The 22,838-nt window shown below is 65.6% G+C and carries 21 protein-coding genes and 1 pseudogene; 7 read left to right on the forward strand and 15 right to left on the reverse strand.

Features of this window, described 5'->3' with window-relative positions; translation table 11 throughout:
- Positions 1–48 precede the first annotated feature (48 nt).
- The 3 genes from U9970_RS04320 to U9970_RS04330 are packed head-to-tail and all read left to right on the forward strand — an operon-like array spanning position 49 to position 4,842.
- Complete coding sequence (locus U9970_RS04320) at positions 49–612, forward strand: efflux RND transporter periplasmic adaptor subunit (protein ID WP_322766014.1); 564 nt, start codon at positions 49–51, stop codon at positions 610–612.
- Positions 605–3,736: an efflux RND transporter permease subunit gene (locus U9970_RS04325; protein ID WP_322765468.1), complete on the forward strand. Its 3,132-nt coding sequence runs from the start codon at positions 605–607 to the stop codon at positions 3,734–3,736. Before U9970_RS04320 ends, U9970_RS04325 begins: the two co-directional genes overlap by 8 nt.
- Positions 3,733–4,842 carry an efflux RND transporter periplasmic adaptor subunit gene (locus U9970_RS04330; RefSeq protein ID WP_322765469.1) on the forward strand — a complete coding sequence of 370 codons (1,110 nt, stop codon included), beginning with the start codon at positions 3,733–3,735 and terminating at the stop codon, positions 4,840–4,842. The genes U9970_RS04325 and U9970_RS04330 overlap by 4 nt, the downstream gene beginning before the upstream one ends.
- Before the next feature lie 88 nt (positions 4,843–4,930).
- Here the strand turns inward: U9970_RS04330 and fumC are convergent, their stop codons facing one another.
- The 8 genes and pseudogenes from fumC to U9970_RS04370 all read right to left on the reverse strand — a co-directional run bounded on the left by fumC (position 4,931) and on the right by U9970_RS04370 (position 11,035).
- Complete coding sequence (fumC, locus tag U9970_RS04335) at positions 4,931–6,304, reverse strand: class II fumarate hydratase (RefSeq protein ID WP_322765470.1); 1,374 nt, start codon at positions 6,302–6,304, stop codon at positions 4,931–4,933.
- Entirely contained in the window at positions 6,304–6,918 is a 615-nt protein-coding gene (locus U9970_RS04340) for a thylakoid membrane photosystem I accumulation factor (protein WP_322765471.1), read from the reverse strand. Before U9970_RS04340 ends, fumC begins: the two co-directional genes overlap by 1 nt.
- Positions 6,919–6,958: 40 nt before the next feature.
- Positions 6,959–8,566, reverse strand: a complete 1,608-nt coding sequence (locus tag U9970_RS04345) for a DUF3685 domain-containing protein (protein ID WP_322765472.1) — start codon at positions 8,564–8,566, stop codon at positions 6,959–6,961.
- A 73-nt stretch (positions 8,567–8,639) separates the two neighbouring features.
- Positions 8,640–9,002: a Fur family transcriptional regulator gene (locus tag U9970_RS04350; RefSeq protein WP_322766015.1), complete on the reverse strand. Its 363-nt coding sequence runs from the start codon at positions 9,000–9,002 to the stop codon at positions 8,640–8,642.
- A 153-nt stretch (positions 9,003–9,155) separates the two neighbouring features.
- Entirely contained in the window at positions 9,156–9,884 is a 729-nt protein-coding gene (locus tag U9970_RS04355) for a maleate cis-trans isomerase family protein (protein ID WP_322765473.1), read from the reverse strand.
- A gap of 18 nt (positions 9,885–9,902) precedes the next feature.
- Complete coding sequence (hisA, locus tag U9970_RS04360; RefSeq protein ID WP_322766016.1) at positions 9,903–10,667, reverse strand: 1-(5-phosphoribosyl)-5-[(5-phosphoribosylamino)methylideneamino]imidazole-4-carboxamide isomerase; 765 nt, start codon at positions 10,665–10,667, stop codon at positions 9,903–9,905.
- Between the two features lie 78 nt (positions 10,668–10,745).
- A pseudogene (locus U9970_RS04365) lies at positions 10,746–10,898 on the reverse strand (1-(5-phosphoribosyl)-5-[(5-phosphoribosylamino)methylideneamino]imidazole-4-carboxamide isomerase); the annotation flags it as partial.
- Positions 10,898–11,035: a hypothetical protein gene (locus U9970_RS04370; protein WP_322765474.1), complete on the reverse strand. Its 138-nt coding sequence runs from the start codon at positions 11,033–11,035 to the stop codon at positions 10,898–10,900. The pseudogene U9970_RS04365 and the gene U9970_RS04370, both read right to left, overlap by 1 nt.
- Here U9970_RS04370 and U9970_RS04375 point away from each other — a divergent pair.
- The gene (locus tag U9970_RS04375; protein WP_322765475.1) at positions 11,034–11,951 is read left to right on the forward strand and encodes an NAD-dependent epimerase/dehydratase family protein; all 918 of its coding nucleotides are present in this window, start codon (positions 11,034–11,036) and stop codon (positions 11,949–11,951) included. The two genes, U9970_RS04370 and U9970_RS04375, sit on opposite strands and share 2 nt — an antisense overlap.
- 45 nt (positions 11,952–11,996) lie before the next feature.
- On the forward strand, positions 11,997–12,920 hold the full coding sequence (locus U9970_RS04380; RefSeq protein WP_322765476.1) for an oxidoreductase: 924 nt from the start codon (positions 11,997–11,999) through the stop codon (positions 12,918–12,920).
- Here U9970_RS04380 and U9970_RS04385 read toward each other — a convergent pair.
- Positions 12,906–13,433, reverse strand: a complete 528-nt coding sequence (locus U9970_RS04385) for a CDP-alcohol phosphatidyltransferase family protein (RefSeq protein WP_322765477.1) — start codon at positions 13,431–13,433, stop codon at positions 12,906–12,908. The two genes, U9970_RS04380 and U9970_RS04385, sit on opposite strands and share 15 nt — an antisense overlap.
- A 78-nt stretch (positions 13,434–13,511) precedes the next feature.
- Here U9970_RS04385 and U9970_RS04390 point away from each other — a divergent pair, with 78 nt between their 5' ends.
- Complete coding sequence (locus U9970_RS04390; protein ID WP_322766017.1) at positions 13,512–13,946, forward strand: CBS domain-containing protein; 435 nt, start codon at positions 13,512–13,514, stop codon at positions 13,944–13,946.
- 18 nt (positions 13,947–13,964) lie between these two features.
- On the opposite strand, the gene pdeM is transcribed toward U9970_RS04390, so the two are convergent.
- Both pdeM and U9970_RS04400 read right to left on the reverse strand, forming a co-directional pair.
- Positions 13,965–14,648 carry a ligase-associated DNA damage response endonuclease PdeM gene (gene pdeM / locus U9970_RS04395; protein ID WP_322765478.1) on the reverse strand — a complete coding sequence of 228 codons (684 nt, stop codon included), beginning with the start codon at positions 14,646–14,648 and terminating at the stop codon, positions 13,965–13,967.
- Positions 14,645–15,259, reverse strand: coding sequence for a glutathione S-transferase family protein (locus U9970_RS04400; protein ID WP_322765479.1), 615 nt, complete (start codon positions 15,257–15,259; stop codon positions 14,645–14,647). The genes pdeM and U9970_RS04400 overlap by 4 nt, the downstream gene beginning before the upstream one ends.
- 150 nt (positions 15,260–15,409) lie before the next feature.
- On the opposite strand from U9970_RS04400, the gene U9970_RS04405 reads away from it, so the two are divergent.
- Positions 15,410–15,547 carry a hypothetical protein gene (locus tag U9970_RS04405; protein WP_322765480.1) on the forward strand — a complete coding sequence of 46 codons (138 nt, stop codon included), beginning with the start codon at positions 15,410–15,412 and terminating at the stop codon, positions 15,545–15,547.
- A 1-nt stretch (position 15,548) separates the two neighbouring features.
- Here the strand turns inward: U9970_RS04405 and U9970_RS04410 are convergent, their stop codons facing one another.
- From U9970_RS04410 to U9970_RS04425, 4 genes are read right to left on the reverse strand one after another with little or no spacing between them, the layout of a single operon-like run.
- The gene (locus tag U9970_RS04410; protein ID WP_322765481.1) at positions 15,549–17,540 is read right to left on the reverse strand and encodes a CHASE domain-containing protein; all 1,992 of its coding nucleotides are present in this window, start codon (positions 17,538–17,540) and stop codon (positions 15,549–15,551) included.
- Between the two features lie 19 nt (positions 17,541–17,559).
- Entirely contained in the window at positions 17,560–20,055 is a 2,496-nt protein-coding gene (locus tag U9970_RS04415; protein ID WP_322765482.1) for a ligase-associated DNA damage response DEXH box helicase, read from the reverse strand.
- Positions 20,052–21,695, reverse strand: coding sequence for an ATP-dependent DNA ligase (locus tag U9970_RS04420; protein WP_322765483.1), 1,644 nt, complete (start codon positions 21,693–21,695; stop codon positions 20,052–20,054). The genes U9970_RS04415 and U9970_RS04420 overlap by 4 nt, the downstream gene beginning before the upstream one ends.
- 6 nt (positions 21,696–21,701) lie before the next feature.
- On the reverse strand, positions 21,702–22,688 hold the full coding sequence (locus tag U9970_RS04425) for a ligase-associated DNA damage response exonuclease (protein WP_322765484.1): 987 nt from the start codon (positions 22,686–22,688) through the stop codon (positions 21,702–21,704).
- Positions 22,689–22,838: the final 150 nt, after the last annotated feature.

Genomic DNA, 22,838 nt, shown 5'->3' on the forward strand with positions numbered 1-22,838 from the left:
CCGGTTCGGCCATCCTGCGTCCATTCGTTGCTCCTGTGGGTCTTGCCCGTGCGAATTTTGCGACTTGCAGTCCGTGCCAGCCTCACGGCAACCCTGCTGGCCCTGGCGGCACCGGCGGCCATGGCCCATGTGGGCCACGGCGATGAGTTCCAGCAGCAGGGGGATGCGCGCCAGGTGAAGCGCAACGCCGAGAGCGATGGGCTGCTGGGGGTGGCCACGGCTAGGCCGGAGTCCGGCCCCGATGGTCTGACGGTGCCCTCCACAGCGCTGGTGGATGCGAAGGGCCAACCGTTGCTGTTCGTGCAGACCGAAACGACCTACGACCCGGTGATCGTCGAGACCGGCGCTAGCCAGGGAGACCGCGTGGTGGTGACGGAGGGAATCGATCCCACCGACGACGTGGTGATCTCCGGTGCGCTCTCGCTCTATGCCGAGTCGATGAAGACCCAGCAGGTCGAGCCCGCAATGGCGAATAACAAGCCAGTCGCACAAGCAGCCAACAAAACGGCCACCAATGCCGCCCTGCCCGTGTCAGTCCTTGCCGCCGGTGGCGTTGTAGTGCTGGCCGCTGGGGCTATTTGGCTGGGCCGCCGCAAGCAGACGGATGCTTGAGCGGCTGCTCAACGCCACCCTGCGTTTTTCGATCGCCCGCCGCTGGTTGATCGTTGCCGCTGCGGTCGTCATCAGCCTCTGGGGTGTGCTGGCCGTGGCTCAGATGCCGCTGGATGTGTTCCCGCCGTTTGCCCCGCCCCAGGTGGATGTGCAGACCAGCGCCGACGGGCTCTCCCCGGAGGAGGTGGAGATGCGGATCACCTTGCCGATCGAATCGGCCGTGAACGGTATCGCCGGGGTGGAGACGGTGCGCTCCTCCTCCAAGGCGGGTCTGTCGATGGTGCAGGTGGTGTTTAACCAGAGCGCCGACATCTATCGCGCCCGTCAATCGGTGGCGGAGCGGGTGCAGCAGGTGAGCGCCCAGCTGCCGGTGAATGCCAGCCCGCCCGAACTGTCGCCGCTGGTTTCCCCGCTGGGCACAATCCTGCAGGTGGCCTTCACGCTGAAAGGCGATGGCGCTACCTCGCTGCTGGATTTGCAGCAGCTGGTGTTGCGCTCCTACCGCCAATCGATCCTGGCGGTGCCGGGCGTGGCCCAGGTCACGATCTACGGCGGCGATGAACAGCAGTTTCAGGTGCTGCTGGATCCGCAGGAGCTGCAGGTGCAGAACGTTTCGCTGCAAGCGGTGATGGATGGTGTGGGCGCCGCCATGGCCACCAGCCCCGGTGGTTTTCTGATCGGTGGGGGGCAGGAGCGCCTGATTCGCCCCCTGGCCCAGATCACCCAGGTGAGCGATCTGGCCGACACCGCGGTGCATAACGAGCAGGGGCAACCGGTGCTGCTCTCCACCCTGGCCGAGGTGAAGCGCGGCGCGGCGCTCAAGCGCGGTGACGCCAGCTTCAACGGCAAGCGGGCGCTGGTGCTGATGGTGACTAAGCAGCCCGATGTCGACACCCCCACGGTGACGGGAGCGGTGGAGCAGCGCTTGGGCGACCTCAACCGCACCCTGCCGGCGGATGTGCAGATCCAGACCACATTCCGCCAGAGCAACTTCATCGATAGCGCCATCCGCAATGTGAGCGAGTCGCTGCTGCAGGGGGTGGTGATCGTTTCGGTGGTGATCGTGCTGTTTTTGATGAACTGGCGCGCCGCCGTGATCAGCCTCAGCGCCATTCCGCTCTCGCTGCTGATCGGTCTGATGCTGATGAAGGCCCTGGGCCTCGGTATCAACACCATGACCCTGGGGGGGCTGGTGGTGGCGATCGGCTCCGTGGTTGACGACTCGATCGTTGATATGGAGAACTGCTACCGGGGCCTGCGCAGCAACCAGGCCAGCCGTACCCCCAAATCGCCGCTGCAGGTTGTGTTTGACACTTCGGTAGAGGTGCGCCAACCGGTGCTGTTTTCCACCGTGATCATCGCGGTGGTGTTTGCGCCGATCTTCTCGCTCACCGGCGTGGAAGGGCGCATCTTTGCGCCCATGGGGTTGGCCTATTTGTTGTCGATCGGCGCCTCGACGCTGGTGGCGGTGACCCTCTCGCCGGCGCTGTGCGCGATCCTGCTGGCGCCCGTGCAGCTGCCGGCAGAAAACACCTGGCTGGCCAACCAGGCCGAGCGGCTCTACCGCCCGATGCTCGATCAGGCGCTGAACTCCCCCCGGCGGGTGCTGGCCATCGCCCTGGCCCTGTTGGTGGCCAGCGCCTTAGTGCTCCCGGCTCTAGGGCGGGTGTTCCTGCCGGAATTCCGCGAGAAATCACTGGTGAATTCCATGGTTCTCTATCCGGGGGTCTCATTGGACATGACCAACCGGGCTGGCCTGGCCCTCACCCGTTCGCTGCAGAACAATCCCCTCTTTGAGTGGGTGCAGGTGCGCACGGGCCGGGCTCCCGGCGATGCCGATGGGGCTGGCGTGAACCTGGCCCACGTGGATGTGGAACTGAGCGACCAGGCGATGGCTAATCGGCCCGCTGCCCTTGCTGCGCTGCGTCAGGCCTTTCTGCGGCTGCCCGGCGTGGCCCCCAACATCGGCGGCTTCATCTCGCACCGCATGGATGAGGTGCTCTCCGGGGTGCGCAGCGCCATCGCCATCAAGATCTATGGCACCGACTTGGCCGAGCTGCGCCGCATCGGCGAAGCGGTGGAAAATGCGATCAAGCCAGTCGCAGGAGTGGTGGATTTGCAGCTGGAGCCCCAGCTGCCCATCCCCCAGGTGCAGATCCACTACGACCGTCCGCTGGCGGCAGCCCTGGGCCTGACGGTGGAGGAGCTTTCCCAGGCGGTGGAGGTTGCTCTCAACGGCAAGGTGGTCGGCCACGTGGTGGAAGGCGGGGTGCGCAGCGATGTGCTGGTGCAGCTCAAGGAGGACTCCCGCCAGAACCTCGACGCGATCCGCTCGGTGCCAGTGGCCTTCAGCAATGGCATGACCGTGCCGCTGGGGAGCGTCGCCTGGATCGAGGAAGGGCTGGGCTCCAACGTCGTTAACCGGGAAGACGTCTCCCGCTTGATCGTGGTGTCAGCCAACGTCAGCGGCAGGCCCCTCGGCACCGTCGTGAAGGACGTCCAGCGCAAGGTCGCCCTGGACGTGCGTTTGCCCCAGGGATACACGATTCGCTACGGCGGCCAGTTCGAATCGGAGCAACGGGCTACCGCCAGCCTGCTCTCATACAGCCTGGTGGCCGCCGTGGTCATCACTGTGCTGATGGTGGTCTCGGTGAAATCGCTGCCGGCCACCGCAGCGATCATGCTCAACCTGCCCCTGGCCCTGATCGGCGGGGTGGTGGCGGTGTTGCTCACAGGAGGCGTGCTCTCAATCGCCTCGCTGATCGGCTTCATCACCCTGTTTGGTATCGCCGTGCGCAACGGCCTACTGCTGGTGGACAACTACAACCGCCGCCACGGCGCAGGCCAGCCCCTTGGCGAGGTGATCCGGGAAGGCAGCCTCGAGCGCCTCAACGCGATCCTGATGACCGCCCTTTCTTCCGCCCTGGGTGCCCTACCGCTGGCATTGGCCTTTGGCGCTGGCAACGAAATCCTGCAGCCCCTGGCGGTGGTGGTGCTCGGCGGCCTGATCACCTCCACCGCACTGACTCTGCTGGTGATTCCGGCGCTCTATGCCCGCTTTGGCCACTGGCTATTGCCCCCCGCCATTGCCCCGTCTCCTGCTCTCGCTTCGTTCCAGCCATGAAAGTGCTTTTGCCCCTGGCGATCGCCGCCTCGCTGCTGCTGGGGATCGGCTTGGGTCGCTACAGCGGCCGGCCAGCCGCCTCTCCCTCAGAAGCGGCATCAGAGCGGCTCAAAGCAAACGGCAGCATCGCCCTCAGCGAGGAACAACTGGGGCGTTTTGGCCTCCGCATTGTTCGTCCGGAGCTGAGCACGGGCACGGAACGCCCGATCTCCGGCTTTGTGGAAGCGGCTGTTGGTTCACGCTCCAGCGTGGGCATGTCCGTGGCGGGCCGCGTTGTGCGCCTGTTGGTGGCACCAGGCAGCGCCGTTCAGGCGGGCGAGCCGATCGCCGAAGTGCAGAGCGCCGATGCTGCTGTGGTGCGAGCCGATGCGGAAGCGGCCCTGGCCACGGCCCAATCGCTGGCATACCAATACCGGCTGGCCCTGCCGATGGCACGCCAAGGTGCCCTCTCGGCCCAGGAGCTGGAGAGCCGGCGTATCGCCAGCTTCACGGCAGCAGCCAATGCCCGGGCAGCGACTGCCAAGGCCTCGGCGATGGGAGACCCCGATCGGATCGGACGCCTGCTGATCCGTAGCCCCATCAGCGGCCAGGTCGTTGCTGTTAAGACCTCACCTGGAGAGGTGCTCCAACTAGGGGCAGAGGTGGCGCAGATTAGTGATGCCCGGGGCAGCGAACTGCGCTTCCTGGTTTCCCCGGTGCTGGCCGCCAACCTGGCGAGCGGTCAGCTGCTGCGGGTGAAAGCGGGAGCACAGCACCTACGCGCCCGCGTTCTAGCCGTGGCTCCCAACAGTGGCTCCGCAAATCGAGTCACCTTGGTGCGCGCCCAGACGGTGGATGAGCCGCTGCCACCCACGGGCACAGCGGTGACTGCCTTCATCCAGGTGCCGTCCTCTCAGCAGCGTTACTCCCTGCCGGCCGATGCCATTGCGCTGGTCAATGGCTCAGCGGTGGTGTTCCGGTATCAGCGGGGCGCCGTGCAGGCCGTGCCAGTGGTGGTGGGCCAAAAGTCAGCCAACCGCGCCGAGATCCTGCAAGGGGTGCGCAGCGGCGATCGGCTGCTGAGCGGCAACACAGCCAAGCTGCACGATGCCCTGATTGGCAAATAGGGAGCTGGCCGACGTGCAGTTGTCGCTCAAAAGTTGGGGCATGGCCCTATCTCTTCGCTTAACCCAATAAGCCAATCAGACAAGGCAATCAGATCATCTGCTCGGGCTGCACCCAGCGATCGAACTCCTCAGCGCTGATCTCGCCGAGCACCAGGGCGGCTTCACGCAGGCTGAGCTGGTGGTTGTGGGCGTGCTTGGCGATGGCGCAGGCCCGGTCGTAGCCGATTGCTGGGGTGAGGGCCGTGACCAGCATCAGGCTTTGATCCAGCAGGGTTTCGATGCGGCTTTCATTGGCCGTGAGCCCCTCGATGCAGTGCGCGCGGAAGCTGGTGCAGCCGCCAGCGAGCAGCTCGATGCTTTCGAGCACGTTGTGGGCGATCACTGGCTTGAACACATTGAGCTCGAAGTTGCCCTGGCTGGCGGCCAGCTGCACGGCCGTGTTGTTGCCCATCACCTGCACGGCCACCATGGTCAGGCTCTCGGCCTGGGTGGGATTCACCTTGCCCGGCATGATCGAGCTGCCCGGTTCGTTTTCCGGAATCACCAGCTCGCCCAGGCCGCAGCGGGGGCCACTGGCCAGCCAGCGGATGTCGTTGGCGATTTTCATCAGGCTGCCGGCCAGCACCGTGAGGGCTCCATGGGCTGCGGCCAGGGGCTCATGGCCGGCCAGGGCTTGAAATTTGTTGGGCGCTGAGGTGAAGGGCAGACCTAGGCGCTCGGCCAGCCGCGCCGACACCGCCTCACCGAAACCCGCCGGGGCGTTGAGGCCGGTGCCCACCGCCGTGCCGCCAATGGCCAGCTGGCGCACCTGGGGCAGGCTGGCGCGGATGGTTTCCAGGGCTAGATCCAGCTGGGCCCCGTAGCCGCTGAATTCCTGACCCAGGCTCAGGGGCACCGCATCCTGCAGGTGGGTGCGGCCGATCTTGATGATCGCGGCAAAGGCCTCGGCCTTTACGGCCAGGGCTGCGCGCAGCGCTTCCACCGCCGGGATGAGGCTGCGCTCCAGCTCAATCGCCACGGCCACATGCAGGGCGGCGGGGAAGGTGTCGTTGCTGGATTGGCTGAGGTTCACATGGTCGTTTGGGTGCACCGGGCTCTTGCTGCCCAGCACGCCGCCGGATGCTTCGATCGCCCGGTTGGCGATCACCTCGTTGACGTTCATGTTGGTCTGGGTGCCGGAGCCCGTCTGCCACACCTTGAGCGGGAATTCAGCGTCGAGGCGGCCGGAGGCCACCTCCTCGGCAGCCGCTACGATTAGGGCGGACAGCTCGGGGCTGAGCTTGCCCTTGGCCATATTCACCTCGGCGCAGGTCGCCTTGAGCGCTCCGAAGGCGTGCACCACCGCCAGGGGCATGGCCTGGCCGAAGGGAAAATATTCGATTGAGCGCTGGGTCTGGGCGCCCCAGTAGTGCTGCTCGGGTACCTCGATGGCGCCCATGCTGTCGCTTTCAAGGCGGCCCATCAGCGGCTCACCACCTCGGAATTGAGTTCGTTGAAGCTCTCGGTGGTGCTGGTGGTGCCCCCCTCGGGGAGGGGGATGCCGGTGGCCTGGCTGACGGCGGCATTAATTGCATCGACGCTCACGGCGCCTTGCTCATCGAAAACCAGCTTCCCCTCGCTGTTGAACACCACCACCTGGGGAATCAGGCCTGACCAGTAGTGGGCCGGATCGCTGGGGCCGGTGTCGGCCCGGTTTTGGAGCGGATCGGTAACCAACGGAATCAGCTCGATGTTGTTGAGCCATACCCGCTGCAGCTCCGAGACCACCGCTGAGAATTGCTTGCTGGCTGCGTCGTCGTCGAGGTAGTAGACGACCACGGTGGTGCGGTGGTCGGCGAAGGCCTGGGCGAGGCTGCTGCGCGGCGGTACCAGGGAGCCGTTGCCGGCGTAGAGGGCGTAGATGTTGCCGTCGTAGCTGTTGTTGGTGAGCGAGGCCTGGGCTGGGCGGCTACCTAGGCCCACCAGGCCCGCCGCCAGCAGCAGCCCCAGGGCGGAACTGAGCAGGAGTCGCAGGATGTGCTCAAGGGTTGAGGCCCGTGCCCCGATCCCCTGTTGCCCGTTCTTATTTCGCCCCATGCCGGCTTGCAAGCTCGATTAAAGCCATTGTGGCGGGGCGTCAGCTGCGGCCTACCCCTTTGGCGATGCCCCGGCCCATGCCCTGGGCAATACCCCGGCCCACCAGGCCAATGGCCCGGCCCAGCACCCTGGTGAGCAGCACCACCACCAGATCGCCGAGGCCTCGCAGCAGGCCCTGCACCTGGGGCGCCAGGGCATCGCGGCTTTCCAGCGCCAGGGTCACCAGTTGCTGCAGCCAGCCCAGTTGGCGCAGTTCAGCGTCGCGGGGTTCGGTGAGCTCCTGGCAGCGGATGGCGCCATCGCGCAGGCAGTAGAGCCGGCGGCGGCTTTCGTAGAGGCTGATTGGCCGCTCCACCCAGCTGCTCCAACGCAGTTGGGCGTTGAGTTGGTTGCGCAGCCGCTCCAGGTTGCGGGTGGCGAGCAGCTCGGGCTGGAGCAGGTAGCGACGCAACTCGGGCCAGCCGGCGCAGCTGGCCAGTAGCTCGGCGCTGACCAGTTCGGCGCTGCGCACCAGCCAGTTGCTCACTAGTAGTTCGAGATAGAGCACGGCCCGTGGTTCGTCGGCGGCCAGCAGCTGGCCATCCACCAGCAGGGGCTGGGCCCGCACCAGGGAGGCCAGCATCGGCTGGGCCTCCGGCAGCTCCGGGTCGCGGCCGGTCAGATCGCTGCTGCGAAGCAGGCTGTCGGCTACCGGCAGCAGGCTGCCTTCGCAGGGCAGCTGCACGTAGGAATTCACCAGGCTGCGCATGGCCTGCTGGCGCAGCTCGGGCTGCCACTGCTCCCAGCGCTCCTGCAGGGGAGCGGGGTCGGCAAGTAGCCGCTGGCGCAGGCTGTCCAGTTGGCATAGCAGGGCCAGCAGCAGGTCGCGCCGCCGCTCGGGGCTGAGGCCCTCCAAGGCCAGCAGCTGGCCGCTTTGGTTGCTGAGTTCGGCACCACTGCCGGCCTCGAGCCGCTGACGAATGGCGCGCCAGATGCCATCGGCACTACGCTGCTGCAGGGTAATCGCCAGCACGGGCTGCGGGTTGCTGGGGCAGGGATCGGGCGCGCCCCAGGCCACACTCAGCGGCCCCCAAAGCAGCAGCAGCAGCTCCCGGGCTGCCGAGAGTTCGCGCAGGCGCCCCTGCAGCACGAGCAGCTGCACCAGGTTGGTCGGCGGCGGCGTCAGCAGGCGCTTGATGGCAGCTAGGTCTGCGTCGATCTGCTGCAGGCCGCTGATCAGCAGCCACTGGCCCAGGCCCAGGGCGGGGCTGGCGGCTGGGCGGGGAGAGGCGCTGCCAGCCGCCGCTGCCAGCACGCGCCCGCCCGCCAGCAGGGTGGCGAGGGCCGCCAGCAACTCCTGGGGTTCGGGCGATTCGAGGATTCCAGCCGCCGGCAGCTGCAGCAGGGCATCACCGCCCAGACCATGGGCCGCCGGCAGCAGCAGCAGCACAGGCGCTGGCTGCCAGCGCTCCTGCAGGCGCAGCAATTCTTCGGCTAGGCGCCCGCCCTGGAGGTCGCCGCTGCTGGCTTGCCAGATCACCAGTTGGGGCAGCCCTTGCAGCTGCTCTGGCCGCTCAGCGACGCTGTAAAGCCCAGCTTGAGCGGTGAGCAGGCGGGTGAGGCCATCGCGCAGCAGCGGTTCGGCAAACAGCAGCAGCTGCGATCTCACGGGTTTGGCCATTCCATGCGCCAAAGGTACCGATGCTGGAGCGGAATCTCCAGCCCTGGGTCGGCGCAGGGATTCAGCTGCGGCGCCGGCCCGTGAGATGGAGGGTGTAGGTCTCGATCGCGAAGCCTGTGTGGCGCTCGATCTGATCGAGCAACTCGCGCGGTAGCTCAACGTCTAGGTCTTGGATAGCGCCTGATTCCGAGCAGGTGAGGTGGCTGTGGGGATCGCTGCGATAGCCGTAGAGCCGGCCACTGGCCCGGTCGAGGCACTCGATTACGCCAGCTGTTTGAAGGGCTTCGAGGTTTTGGTAAACAGACGTGTGGCCGATGTTGCGGCCCAGATTGTTGAGCTTTTCAAAAATGTCGCGGGCGCTGAGATGGCTCTTCTCAACCCAAAGCAAATCGAGCACCATGCGGCGCTGGCGGCTGAGCCTCATGCCTAGGTCGCGGCAGCGCTGATAGACGTCGTCTACGCAATTAGATGGATTGCTTGGGGGAAGGGCGCCGGCGTTCACGCAATACGCCTCAAATCAGACTCAATCCGTTATAGGGCAGGTCGCAAGCGATCAGCTTTTGCCATGGGTGCAGGCTCACATCGCTAGCTGCATCAGCTGGCCGTTGCCTGAGCCGAGCTGGTGGATATTTAATTTTTGCAAGGCGTACCAGTAAGTGGCGGTGTTGACTGCAACCACCGGTTTGCCCAGCTCCTGCTCCAGCTGCTCCACCAGGGAGGTAGCCACCAAATTGGTGCCCACCTGCAGCAGGCAATCCACGCTGCTGTGGTCCACCGCACGAAAGGCTGCCCGGATCCGCTCGGCGCTGATTCGCGCCGAAAATACCTTGCCCTTTTGCGCGGAGGCCAGGCACTCCATGGCCTGAACCTCAAAGCCCTCGCTCTGAAAGTGGTTGAGCACCGCAGCGTTGGCCTGCTCGGGGAAGGGATTGACAATACCTAGTCGGTTGCAGTTGAGGGCCTTCAGGGCGGCGCTGACCGCTTCAGTGGCGGTGCTGACGGCCACACCAGTGGCCTGCTCCAGGCTGGCTTTCAACTGGCGGGCTACCGCCGCCGCCTGCGGCATGTATTCCGGCGAATAACCAAGCACCAGGTGATCCGGTTCGCAGGCTCCCACCATGGCGATGGCCGGCTCCATCAAGGCAAGGAGGCGCTCTGGGCTGGCGGGCAGCTCGGGGAAGGGGAAGCGGAAGGTGTGGTTGGTCACCCCCGGGGGCTGAAGCGAGGCGAGATCCGGTTCCACCATCGTGTTGGTGGAGGGCACCAACACCGCCAGCACGGCGCGCGTTCCCAGGGCGTCGGTCAAGGTGAAACAGGCTGAGACTTAGGCCATCATCGAGGCACTGGTCGGATCCTGCAGGCGGCCCTCGTCGATGGCCTGTAGGGCTTCAGCTAGATCCACCCGGCCGTCGTAGAGGGCCCGGCCCACGATCACCCCCTCCACCCCTAGGGGCGCCAGGCTCAGCAGGGAGAGCAGGTGCTCCAGGGTGCCGATGCCGCCAGAGGCGATCACCGGCACGGCACTGGCCTTGGCCATGGCCCGCAGGGCTTCGAGGTTTGGGCCCGCCAGGGTGCCGTCTGTGGCGATGTCGGTGCTGATGATTGCGGCGATGCCGCTGGCGCAGAAGCGCTGGGCTAGGGCCGTTGCCTCGGTGCTGCTCTCTTCGATCCAGCCGCGGGTGGCCACCTTGCCGTTTTTGGCGTCGATGCCCACCACGATTCGGCCGGGGTAGCGGGATGCCAGCTCATCGACTAATTCGGGTTGCTCCAGAGCCACGGTGCCGAGAATGACCCGATCCAGCCCGAAGCTCAGCAGCTCCTCGGCCCGTGCGGCGCTGCGCACCCCACCCCCCAGCTGCACGGGGATGCTCAGGGCAGTGGTGATCGCCTTCACGGCCGCATCGTTGACCGGTTGGCCGCTGCGGGCACCGTCTAGGTCCACCAGGTGCAGCCGCCTGGCTCCCTGCTGCTGCCAGCTGAGGGCCTGGGCCACTGGGTCATCGGAGAAACGCGTTACCTGGTCGTAGTCGCCCTGGTGCAGCCGCACGCAGTGGCCATCGAGCAGGTCGATGGCTGGAATTATCTGCATGGCTGCTGGAGGCAATTGCTGCCAGCCAGGCTGCCAGAGCTGCTGGTTGCGCAGCTCAGCTAGCGGCACCACCAGCCGAAAGCCCCGCTCCAGTACAGCCTGGAGTTCCACGGCCCGATCCGCGCCCTGGCCCCGCTCCCCCAGAAGGGAGAAGTGGCGATAGCCGCGGCTGCCGGCGGGCCACAAATTGATGGCGGCGGGCTGGGCGGTGTAGGCCTTGGCCAGACGCATTATTGAAAAGGGCAGATAAAGACGCTGGCGGCGCCACCGATCGAGCTGATCGACACGGGCATCACGGTGGTGGAGTAACCGCCAGCTGGCCGGGGGTTTGAATGGCGCCCAGTTTCGCGTCCCGTGGGCAGCAGCATGAACATCCTGGTGATGGGCGGCACCCGCTTCGTGGGCAAACCGCTGGTGGAGCGGCTGCAGGCTGAAGGCCATGCCCTCACCTTGTTTACCCGTGGCAACAAGCCAGCGCCGGCTGGGGTGGAGCACCTGATCGGCGACCGCAGCACTGCTGGGGGGCTGGAGCCGCTGGTGGGTCGCAGTTTTGATGTGATCGTCGATAGCTCGGGCCGCAGCCTTGAGGATTCCCGCGCTGTGATCGAGCGCACCGGGCCTCCGGCCCATCGCTTTGTTTATGTGAGCTCAGCCGGCGTTTACGCAGACAGCGAGCTTTGGCCGCTCGATGAAAACAGCCCGGTTGATCCCGCCAGCCGCCACGCTGGCAAGGCCGAAACCGAAGCCTGGCTGCGCAGCGAGGGCATCGCCTTCACCAGCTTCCGGCCCACTTACATAGTGGGGCCGGGCAACTACAACCCTGTAGAGAGCTGGTTTTTTGATCGCATCGTGCACGGCCGGCCCGTGCCCCTGCCCGGTGATGGCAGCACGATCACCCAGCTGGGCCATGTGGCAGACCTAGCCGCCGCCATGGCTCGCTGCATCGAGGTGGATGCCGCCGCCAACCGCATCTACAACTGCACAGGCAGCCAGGGCGTCACCTTCCGCGGCTTGGTGCAGGCAGCGGCCCGGGCGGCCGGCAAGGAGCTCGCTTCTGTGGAAATCCGCAGCTTCGATCACGCTGCTCTCGATAAAAAAGCCCGCAAGGCCTTCCCGCTGCGTCTGGCCCACTTCCTCACCGACACCACCCGGGTGCGGCGCGAACTGGCCTGGGAGCCGGCCTTTGACCTCGAGGCCACCATCGCCGACAGCTACACCAACGACTACGCCCTGCGGACTCCCACCAGCCCCGATTTCTCCGCAGACGAGGCCTTGATCGGCTGAGCTCCTTTGCCGCAGCTGGGAGGCCTATTTCCATAAGCTCCTGCCATGAACTGGACTACCGACTCCATTCCCGATCAGGCCGGACGCTTGGCCTTGATCACCGGCGCCAATAGCGGCCTGGGCCTGGAAACGGCTCGGGCGCTAGTGGCTAAGGGCGCCACCGTGGTGCTCGGTTGCCGCAGCCTGGCCCGGGCAGAGCTGGCCAAGCAGGAATTGTTGGCAGCGGCCGCTAGCGGGGGTGGTGCCGTTGAGCTGTTGGAGCTTGATCTGGCCAGCTTGGCCTGCGTGCGCCGGGCCGCTGCGGAATTGGCCGATCGCTACGGCAGGCTGGATCTGCTGGTTAACAACGCCGGCCTGATGGCCCTGCCGCGGCAACTTACCCCCGACGGCTTCGAGATGCAGCTGGGAGTGAACCACCTGGGCCATTTCGCCCTCACCCTGGCCCTGCTGCCGCTGCTATCAGACCGCCCCGATGCGCGGGTGGTGAGCGTGACCTCAGGGGCCCAGTATTTCGGCCGGATTGCTTTCGACGATCTGCAGGGCGAGCGCCGCTACGACCGCTGGGCTGCCTATGGCCAGAGCAAGCTCGCCAATGTGATGTTTGCCCTAGAGCTGCAGCAGCGGCTGCGGGATCAGGGCCAGGCGGTGTTGTCGCTGGCGGCCCATCCGGGCTTTGCCCGCACCAATCTTCAGCTGGCCTCTGTTGCTGCCAATGGCTCGTGGTTTGAACCCCTGGCCTACCGGCTGATGGGCCCGATGTTGCAGAGCGCGGCCATGGGAGCGCTGCCCCAGTTGTTTGCCGCCACCGCACCAGAAGCCACCCCAGGGGGTCACTACGGACCAAACGAGTTTGGTGGCATGAGGGGCTGGCCCACCGAGGTGCGCATTGCCCCCGCTGCCCTCGATGTCGATCAGCGCCAGCGGCTCTGGCGGCGCAGCGAGGAGCTCACTGCTTTAAGGCTTGCGTAGGTAGCCCCAGGCGGAGCTCAGCGCCAGCAGTAGCGAGGGCCAGAACAGCCACCATCCCGCGCTCTGCAATGCCGCCGCCAGTCCGAAACCCCAGCCGTTGGGCCAGAGCAGCAGCAGCAGACTGGCGAATTGCAGGATCGTTTTGAGCTTGCCGGCCAAGGAGGCCGGGCCGCCGCTGGCTTCAGCGGCGCGCCAGCCAGAAATAAGTAGTTCCCGGGCCAGCAGCAGCCAGATCGCCCACAGGGGCAGGATCCCCTCTGCTCCAAGCCACAGCAGCGGCGCGCTGATCAGGATTTTGTCGGTGAGGGGATCGAGGCGGGCGCCCCACACCGAGCCGCCGCCGGCCCGGCGTGCCAGGGCGCCATCGGCCCAGTCGCTCAGGCCGCCCATTAACAGCAACCACCAGGCCAGGGCTGGTTGGCCCCCCGCCAGGGCAACGATCAGCGGTAGTCCCAGCACGGCCCGGGCCAAGGTGAGGCCGTCGGCCAGTTGGCGTATCCGTTGCGTCGCCATGGTGTCTGCCGTGCTCGGCCCCAGAATGGCTCCAGTCGTCTTGTTTGGCCCGTGGTGCAACAGCTGGTTTCCGCCGTGATGTCTGCGCCGGTGTTGAGCGTCACGGCAGACAGCCCCCTGCAGGAGGCCGTGAAGCTGATGAGCGAGCACCACATCAGCGGTTTGCCGGTGGTGGATGGCAGTGGCGCCCTAGTGGGCGAGCTCAGCGAGCAAGACCTGATGGTGCGCGAGAGCGGCTTCCAGCCCGGCCCCTACGTGATGCTGCTCGATGCGGTGATTTACCTGCGCAATCCACTCAACTGGGACAAGGAGGTGCACCAGGTGCTCGGCAGCACCGTGGGCGAGGTGATGGGCAAGCATCCCCATAGCTGCAGCGCCGAGCTGCCCCTGCCGGCAGCCGCGGGCCTGCTGCATGAGCGCAGCACCCAACGGTTGTTTGTGCTCGATCAGGCCGGCCGGCCCGTTGGCGTATTGACCCGCGGCGATGTGGTGCGGGCCCTGGCGGCAGGCTGAAGCAGGAGTGTCAGCTGATTAGGGCCTGGCCAGCTGCCTTGAGCCCTGAGGCCAAGCAACGATGGCCCCCTCTGCCACCAGCCAGACCCTTTCCCCTGGGGAGCAGGGATGGCCTCCGGTCAAGCGGCCGTAGGCGGGCAGGGCTAGGCGCTCACTGGTTTGGCAGTAGCTGAAGCAAGGCAACCGCAGCCGATCGGCACCCCGGCCCACCACCGCCACTGGATGCAGGTGGCCGCAGAGGTTGAGCAGGCCCGCCCGGGGCTCTGGAATGTGGCTCAGCCACCAGGGGCCTAGGGCTTGGGATGGCTCCTGCGGCAGCCCCTCGATCCAGCTGCCCTGCTCATGGTTGCCGCCGATCAGGCGCAGCTGGCAGCCCAGCAGCTCCGGTAGAGCCGCCAGCTTGGCCCGGAGTTCGCCGGTGAGTCCAAAGCGGCTGTGGATCAGGTCTCCCAGCACCACCACCTGCTGGGGCACCAGCTGATGGGCCAACTCCAGCAGCCCATTGAGGGTCTCGCCGTCGCCATCGCTGGGCAGGGGAATGCCGTGGGCTTGGAAGCTTTCCGCTTTGCCTAGATGCAAATCCGCCACTAATAAGGCCCGGCGCTGGGGGTCCCACGCCGCCTTGGCGCCAAGCAGCTGCAGCGGCTGGCCCCGCCAGTCAAAGCCGACGCTTGCTGCAGCAGCGCCTCGTGCCGAGTTCAAGCCCTGCCCATGCCGCGTTGGTAGGCCGGTCGGGCCTGGGTGGCGGCGATCGTGGCCTGCACGTTGGGGTAGGGGGTTAGATCGATCTGGGGAAAGAAGATCGGCAGATAGGCCAGGTAGGCATTTACGGCGCAGTCGGCAACGCTCCAGGCCGGATCGCCCCAAGGCCCTGCCAGCAGCGAACGGCCGCCTGCCAGCAGCCCATCAAGCACCCCCAGCAACTGGGGGAATTCCCTCTCCCGGTTGGCAGGCACAAACAGCGCCACTGCCAGGGTGGCATTGGCAAACAGGATCCACTGGTTTGCCAGGCCTCGCTGGGCCGCCACCTCAGCTGCCGTGCCAGTGAATTCGTTGGCGTGGTGATCGGCTAGGTGCAGGAGGATGGCTCCGCTTTCAAACAGCTGCAGCGGTTGGCCGCCTGGTGCGCGCAAGGTTTCATCCACCAGGGCTGGCACCTTGGCGAAGGGGTTGATGACACCAAAGCTCTCCCCCTTGTGTTCGCCTGCCTCCATGTCGAGCTGAATCCAGTCGTAGGCAATCCCCTTCTCCTCCAGATACCAGCGGGGCATGGAAGCGCGGCTGCGGGCGCCGCCGTAGAGCTTCAGGGTCATGGCTTGGTGCTGAGTTGTTTAGGAGTTGCGGTAGAGCCGTTGGATGTCGGCGATGCTCGCCTTCTCTGCACCGCGGGCTGAGCCCCATCGGGCGCAAAGCCCCAGGTTGCCAGGTGCCAATGGTGCAACCAGCAAAAATGACATCAGAAGGTGGATGGCTTAGACACCTCAGCGGCCATAGTTGACTTTGTAGTAGATGCTTCAGCCATGACCATCGCCTTGTTGATTGCCCTGGCCGGTTCCTTGGCCCTGATGGCCGTGATCGTCAAGCGGCTTGAGCAGGCTTGAGCTAGCCGTTGCTAGAGGCTAAGACCCGGCTCACCTGCACCGGATTGGATTTGGCCCGCTTAGCGGTGTACATAGCGTTATCAGCTGCTGCTAGCAGCTGTTCGCAGGTGTTGCCATGCTCCGGAAAGCGGGCGACACCGACGCTGGCGGAAATCTCAATGACCTTGTCGAGCTCGAGGAAGGCAGCCCGGCTGGCTTCCACCAGTTTCCAGGCCATGGCCTCAAGTTGCTCGGTGCCACCTGCTTGAGGCACCAACACCACGAATTCATCACCCCCTTGGCGGCAGAGCAAGTCGCCTTGGCGGATCACGTTGCGGAAGCGATCGGCAACTATCTGCAGTACCCGATCGCCGATGCCGTGACCAAAACGGTCATTAACGGGCTTGAAGCCGTCGAGATCGAGGTAAAGCAAGCCGACGGCATGGCCGTGGCGTTTTGCCAGGGCTAGATGGGACTCAAGCTGCTCCATCAGCATGGAGCGATTGGCCAGGCCCGTCAGGATGTCGTGGTTTGCCGCGTACAGCACCGCTTCTTCTCTTTTACGGCGTTTGGTTACGTCCTGAAGCATTCCCACGTAGTAGCGGGGCTGGAGGTCGTCATCGCGCACGGTTGAAATGTTTAGGTGGTGATTGCGGATCTCGCCGCTACGCAACCGATTCCAGATGTCGCCTTCCCAGAAGCCCTTGTTGGTTAGTTCATTCCACATTTCCGCGTAGTACGCATTGTCGTGACGCCCGGATTTGAGCAGGCTGGCGCGTTGCCCCTTGATTTCTGAGTTTCGGTAGCCGGTGAGTTGGGTGAAGGCGTTGTTGGCCATCAAGATTCGGCCTTCCGGGTTGCTCACGATGATCCCCTGACCGCTCTCGTCGAACACGGTGCTGGCTAGGGCCCGCTCCTGGGCTGCGGCCTCGCTGATCAAGAGGGCTTGCTTGGTAGCGAGGTGATTTGCCACCAGCATGCGAGTGATCAGTGCTGACACCGTGCTGGCGCTTATCCCCATCAACAAATTGATCCAGTAGGCGCTGCTGATTCCGTTGGGTCCCACCAGCCTGGGGGCCAGTTGCACCCCTACAAGCCAGGTGCGGCCACCAATATTCAGCTTTTCGTAGGTGGGATGACGCAGCTCATTTCGGTTCAGCAGGTTGAGATTGTCAAAAAGCAAATCTTTGGCGTTTGGTTTGGTGCCATCGAATACGAGCACTCCAGTGCCCACCAGATCGATATTATTAATTGCACTGATGGCACTATTGACTACATCGTTCATGCGCAGTGGTGAATAAGCCCACCCTCTTAAAATGCGTTGACTAGCCCCCGGTTGCTGGCCCTTATCGGTGTAGATCGGCACATAAATAAGAACTCCCCGCTGCAGATCCTCCTCGGTTTCCTGCAGGAGGCGCACCTTGCCGCTCAGGCTGGCATTGCCGGTTTGGGCAGCCCGTTGCATCGCCTGGCGGCGCACGGGCTCGGCATACATGTCGTAGCCAAAGGCCCGTTGATTGCGCCAGTCGAAGGGCTCAAGGAATTCGATGGCGCTGTAATTGGCTCGCGGACCGGGAGGGCGCACAACGAATTTTGGGAATCCTTCCTGGCGTAGGCGCTGTTCAAAGGCTGGTAGCTGGGCGCCTGGTATCCAGCTGCTGAATCCCACCCCCTGAACTCCATCTAGCTGGCCGGTGTTGAGGGCGAGGGTTTCGTAAAAGTTTCTGAATTCATCACGTTTTACCTCAGTGGATGCATTAAACAAACCCACCACTGCGGCCAGCATTGTGATGTCAATTTCCAGCTTGCTGCGCAAGGTATCTATCAGGTTGTCGAGCAATGTGCTTTCGATGCGCTGATGTTCTTGGCTACCAAATCGTCGGGTCTGCTCGCTGACGCCGGCAGTTGTAATTAGCCCTAGCGCTAGTACCAGCCAGGGCATCATTATTACGGCATCCCTGGTGCCTAGGCGCCTGCGGAGCCGCTGTATCAGGATCCGGGGCCCTACCGGCATTGCTGCAATTTTTGCGTATCTACACCCTAGGCCCACCTTCTTCGGCCCGCTCTGCATCCTGGCGCACCCGTTCCAGACGCTGAAGTAGCGACTCATTACTCATCCGGTTGCTTAGGCGCTCGGCTAGCAAGGGGAAGGCCAGGGGGCCTGGCCGGGCGGTGCGCTCCAGCTGCAACCTGCATTGCTGCAGCCGCTGCAAGGCCCCGGTGATCCGGGGCAGATCAAGCTGTTCGCTGAGCACTTCGGATCTGGCCTGGGCTAATAGGCGGTTGGCGGGTTCGTGGCGGCTGAATACGTCGTAGAGCAGGGCGGCACTGATCTGCAGTTGACCGCCTGATTTGGACTGGCCGGGGTAGCCGTTCAGCACCAAGCCACTGATCTGGGCAATGGCGCGAAAACGCCTCCGGCATAGCTCTGAGAGGTTGATTGCCTGCTCCAGGTCGTCCTTGAGATCGCTGTCATCGAGCAGTTCTTCGGCATGTAGCTCAAACAGCTCTTCAAATGGATAGTTTTTCGGCGCCAGCAGTTCAAAGCCGTAGTCGTTTACCGACACCGTGATCGTGCTGGCTTGGTGGCGGGCCAGGCGCCAGGCCCAGAGAAAGCCCAGGCCCTCATGCACAAAGCGCCCTTCAAATGGATAGACATAGAGGTGGCTGCCCTCGCGGCTGTTGCACACCTCCACCAGCAATTCGTGCTGCCTTGGTAGCCGGGAGAGCTGCACCTGGCGCTGCAGCAGGGGCTCGAGGGCCACAAGTTCGGGGCTATCGAGCTTGGCTTCCCCGGCTAGGGCGCGGGCGCAACGATCCACCTCGGCGCGCAGGTGGCGGCTGAGCAGGTCGGAGAGGGCCATCTGGCCGCCTGCCCAGGCGGGCACGGTGTTGCTTTTTTTGGAGCTGGCCTTCACCTGGGCCGTCATCTCCCGCAGCCGCACAAACTCCAGCTGCCGGCCCGCGAAGAAAAACACATCGCCGGCCTTGAGCCGGCCGATGAAGGCCTCTTCCACATGGCCGAGCACGGCACCGCGCACAAAGCGCACGGTTACGGCCCGGTCGGCGGTGATGGTGCCGATGTGCAGGCGATGCATCCGGGCGATCGCCTTTTCCTTCACCAGAAAGAGCTCGCCTTCGCGCTCGAGCTTGCGGTAGCGCGGATAGGCGCTAAGGCAGTCGCCGCCGTGCTCAAGGAAGCGCAGACACCACTGCCAGTCGCTATCGCTGAGCTGGCGGTAGCTCCAGGCGCTGCGCACCGCCGCCAGGGCCTGGGCCGGTTCGAAGCCCGGGCCGCAGGCCAGGCTGGTGAGGTGCTGGAGCAGCACGTCGATCGGGGCGTTTGGCTGGCGCCTTTCCTCCACCAAACCCGCGGCCAGGCCGCGCCGCAGGGCGCTGAGCTCAAGCAATTCCAGGGCATGGGTGGGCATGAACAGCACCTGGGAGGTGCCGCCGGGGAGGTGGGCGCTGCGGCCAGCTCGCTGCAGCAGCCGGGCCACATTTTTGGCAGAGCCGATCTGCACTACCCGCTCCACCGGCTGGAAATCCACGCCCAGATCAAGGGAGCTGGTGCACACCACCCAACGCAGAGAGCCTGCTTTAACCCCGGCTTCGATCGCTTCGCGCTCAGCCCGGTCGATGGCGCTGTGGTGGAGCGCTAACGCGTGTTCCATTTCCGGGCAGGCGTAGCGGAGGCATTGGTGCCAACGCTCTGCCTGGTTGCGAGTGTTGGTGAACAGCAGGGTGGAGACGCCGGGCTCCAGGGCCGCCACCAGATCCTCATAGCGGCGCAAACCCAGGTGGCCGGCCCAGGGAAAGCCATCGATCGACTCGGGCAGCAGGCTACGGATCTCCGTGGCCCTGGCAATCGCTGCTGTGATCAGGCGGGGTTCGCTGCCGGTACCGACGGCGCTGCGGGCCGCCTCATCGAGATTGCCGATCGTGGCGCTGATCGCCCAGGTGCGCAGGCCGGGCCGCTGGCTGCGCAGCCAGCTCAGGCAGAGCTCGGTTTGGCTGCCCCGCTTGCTGCCCATCAACTCGTGCCACTCATCGAGCACCACCGCCTGCAGGCCGGCAAACAGGGCAAGGGCCTTGGGGTTGGCCAGCAGCAGGCTGAGCGATTCCGGCGTGGTGATCAGGATTTCGGGTGGGCTGCGCAGCTGCTTGCCGCGCTCGTAGCTGGAGGTGTCGCCATTGCGGATACCCACCCGCAGCGGCCAGCCCATCGCCGCGACCGGCTGCTGGATCGCCAGGGCCAGATCGCGGCTCAGGGCCCGCAGGGGGGTGAGATAGAGCAGGCGCAGGCCGGGTCTGGGCTCGGCCAGGAGCTCGGCAATCGGAGCCATCACGGCGGCATAGGTCTTGCCCGAGCCGGTGGGCACCTGGATCAGGCCGCTCTCGCCGGCCAGGTAGGCCTGCCAGCACTGGCGTTGGAACGGCAGGGGCGTCCAGCCCTGAAGCTCAAACCAGGCTTCGATCGGGGCCAGGAGATCGCAGGTCTTTGCTTGGCTCCGGGGCTTGCGGCTCATGGCGGGGCTGCCAGCAGGGCTAGAGCCGTGGCCAGGCTGTCGGCCTCGTGGGCGGGTTTGTCTTGGCGCCAGCGGGCGATGCGGGGGAAGCGCACTGCGATGCCGCTTTTATGGCGGCTGGAGCGCTGCAGCCCCTCAAAGGCCAGCTCAAAAACCTGCAGGGGCTGCACGGCCCGCACCGGCCCGAAGCGTTCAGTGGTGTGGCTGCGGATCCAGCGATCCAGCGCCGTGATCTCGCCATCGTTGAGGCCGGAGTAGGCCTTGGCGAAACTCACCAACTCGCCCTCGGCCCCGGGTTGGCGATCCCAGAGCCCAAAGGTGTAATCGGTGAATAGGTTGGCGCGGCGGCCACTGCCGGCCTGGGCGTAGAGCAGCACCGCATCGAGGGTGTATGGGTCGCGCTTGTGCTTCCACCACTGGCCCCGTTTGCGGCCGGCCAGGTAGGGCGAGGCGAGGCCCTTGAGCATCAGCCCTTCGGCGGCTGCGCTTGCGGCCTGCTGGCGCAGCGGCTCCAGCTGCTCCCAGGCCGTTAGGGCTAGGCGGGGGGATAGGCGCAGGAGCCCGGCTGCCGGGGTGGGTGTCGTTTCAGGCAGCTCTTGGAGCAGGTCTTCCAGGGCTGAACGGCGCTGGCTCAGGGGCCGCTGGCGCTGGTCGTCGCCCCCCAGCTCCAGCAGGTCGTAGGCCACGAAGGCTGCCGGACACTCAGCCAACAGCTTGCGGCCTGGTGCCTTGCGGCCCAGGCGGCGCTGCAGCTGGGCGAAGGGTGCCGGCTGGTCGGAGCCGGCGTGCCAAACCAGGATCTCGCCGTCGAGCACGGTGCCGTTGGCCAGGCAGCCTGCCGCTGCGAGCAATTCGGGGAAGGCAGCACCTATTAATTCTTCGCCGCGGCTCCACAAAAAAACCTCGTTGGCGCGGCGGATCAGCTGGCCGCGGATGCCGTCGAACTTCCACTCCACCAGCCATTCGCTGGCGGGGCCGGCCGGCTGCTGCTCTAAAGGCGATGCCAGGTAAAAGGGGTAGGGGCGGCTGGGCACAGCTTCGGCTACATCGGCTGGGGCCAGCAGGGCGGTGAGGGCGGCAGCACTGGGCTTGAAGCCGCCCATCAGCCGGTGCTGCAGCTGCGCTTCCTCCAGCCCGCTGAGGCGTGCCAGGGCACGCACCACCAGCCCCTGGGCCACGCCCACCCGCAGGCCGCCGGTGAGCAATTTGTTGGCTACCAGGAGTTCGGCCGGGCTCAGGCCCCGCCAGAGGTGGCGCACCGCCTCGGCCTGCTCGGCGCCATCAAGGGCGGCGGCGGCGGGCAGCAGCTGCTCCATCCAGGTGTGTAGGGAGTGGTGCAGGGGTTCGCTCGCCCCAGCTCCCACCTGGGCCCAAAGCAGGGCGATGGTTTCGGCCGAATCGCCCACCTGGGCGTAGCAGTCGTCGAACAACCACTCCGGCAGGGGGGAGCCCTCCAGGCAGATTTGGCGCAGCCGCCGTCCGGTGATTAGGCGCTTGCCCTGCTTGCCGAGCAGCACGTGCAGGGCCCAGGCGCCATCGGCTGCATCAACACCACTGAAGTAGGCGACGAGGGCATCCACCCGGGCCTGGGTGCCGCTGCTGGCGTCAAGGGCTCTGTAGAGATCGGCGAAGCGACGCATGCCCGCTCAGGCCCCTAGCGGTTCGGCGCTGATCCCTTCCACCTCGCTCAGGTAGCGGGCCAGGCCGTCGCTGTTGCCGTGGGTCACGTACACCTGCCGGGCGCCGCTCTGCTTGACGCTCTGGATCAGGCCAGGCCAGTCGGCGTGGTCTGAGATTACGAAGCCGCGCTCATAGCCGCGGCGGCGACGAGCGCCGCGCACGGCCATCCAGCCGCTCACAAAGGCCGTTTGCGGCAGCTTGAAGCGCTTCATCCACAGCGAGCGGTGGGCTGAGGGCGGCGCGATCACGAGGCGGCCCGCCAGCGATTCCCCCTTGGCAATTGCGCTCACCGGCAGGGTGGGCGGCAGCCGCACCCCCGCCTCCCGGTAGGCCGGCATCAGCGCTTCCACGGCACCGTGCAACAGGATCTCGTCTTTGACACCGATGGCTGCGAGTTCGGCCAGCAGCCGCTGGGCCTTACCGAAGGCATAGGCAAACAGGATCGAGGTCCGCTCCGGCGCCGCCTGCCACCAGCTCAGGATCTCGCCGGCCACCTCGGCGCCGCTCTGCCAGCGATAGATCGGCAGGCCGAAGGTGGCCTCAGTAATAAATACGTCTGCCTGCACCGGCTCGAACGGAGCGCAACTCGGGTCGGCGCAGCGCTTGTAGTCGCCGCTCACAAGCCAGCTCTCACCGCCCGCCTCCAGCCGGATTTGGGCGCTGCCCAGCACATGCCCGGCGCTGTGAAACGACACCCGGGCCTCACCAATTCGATGGGGGGCGCCGTAGTCGACCGGGATCAGGTTGATCGTGGCCCCCAGGCGCTGCCGCAGGATCGCTTCGCTGGCGCCCACCGCCCAATATTCGCCGCAGCCGGGCCGGGCGTGGTCGGCGTGGGCGTGGGTGATCAGGGCCCGGGGCACCGGCCCCACAGGATCGATCCAGGCTGCCGCCGCCGGGCAGTAGAGCCCCTGGGGGGTGTGCTCCAGCAGGCTGCCGGTGGGGAGGGGCATGGAATGGGTGAAATCCCAGTGAAGTCTGGCGCTTTGGTTGAGGGGCCAAGCCCACCTGCCGAGCTCGCGTAGTTAGCGGCTCGGTGGTGATTGTTTAGGAGTGTGCGGGAGTCTGTACAGCTGTACAAAACCCCGCAGGCGGCAATCAAG

This window comes from Cyanobium usitatum str. Tous (assembly GCF_963920485.1).
Taxonomy (GTDB): Bacteria; Cyanobacteriota; Cyanobacteriia; order PCC-6307; family Cyanobiaceae; genus Cyanobium_A; species Cyanobium_A usitatum_A.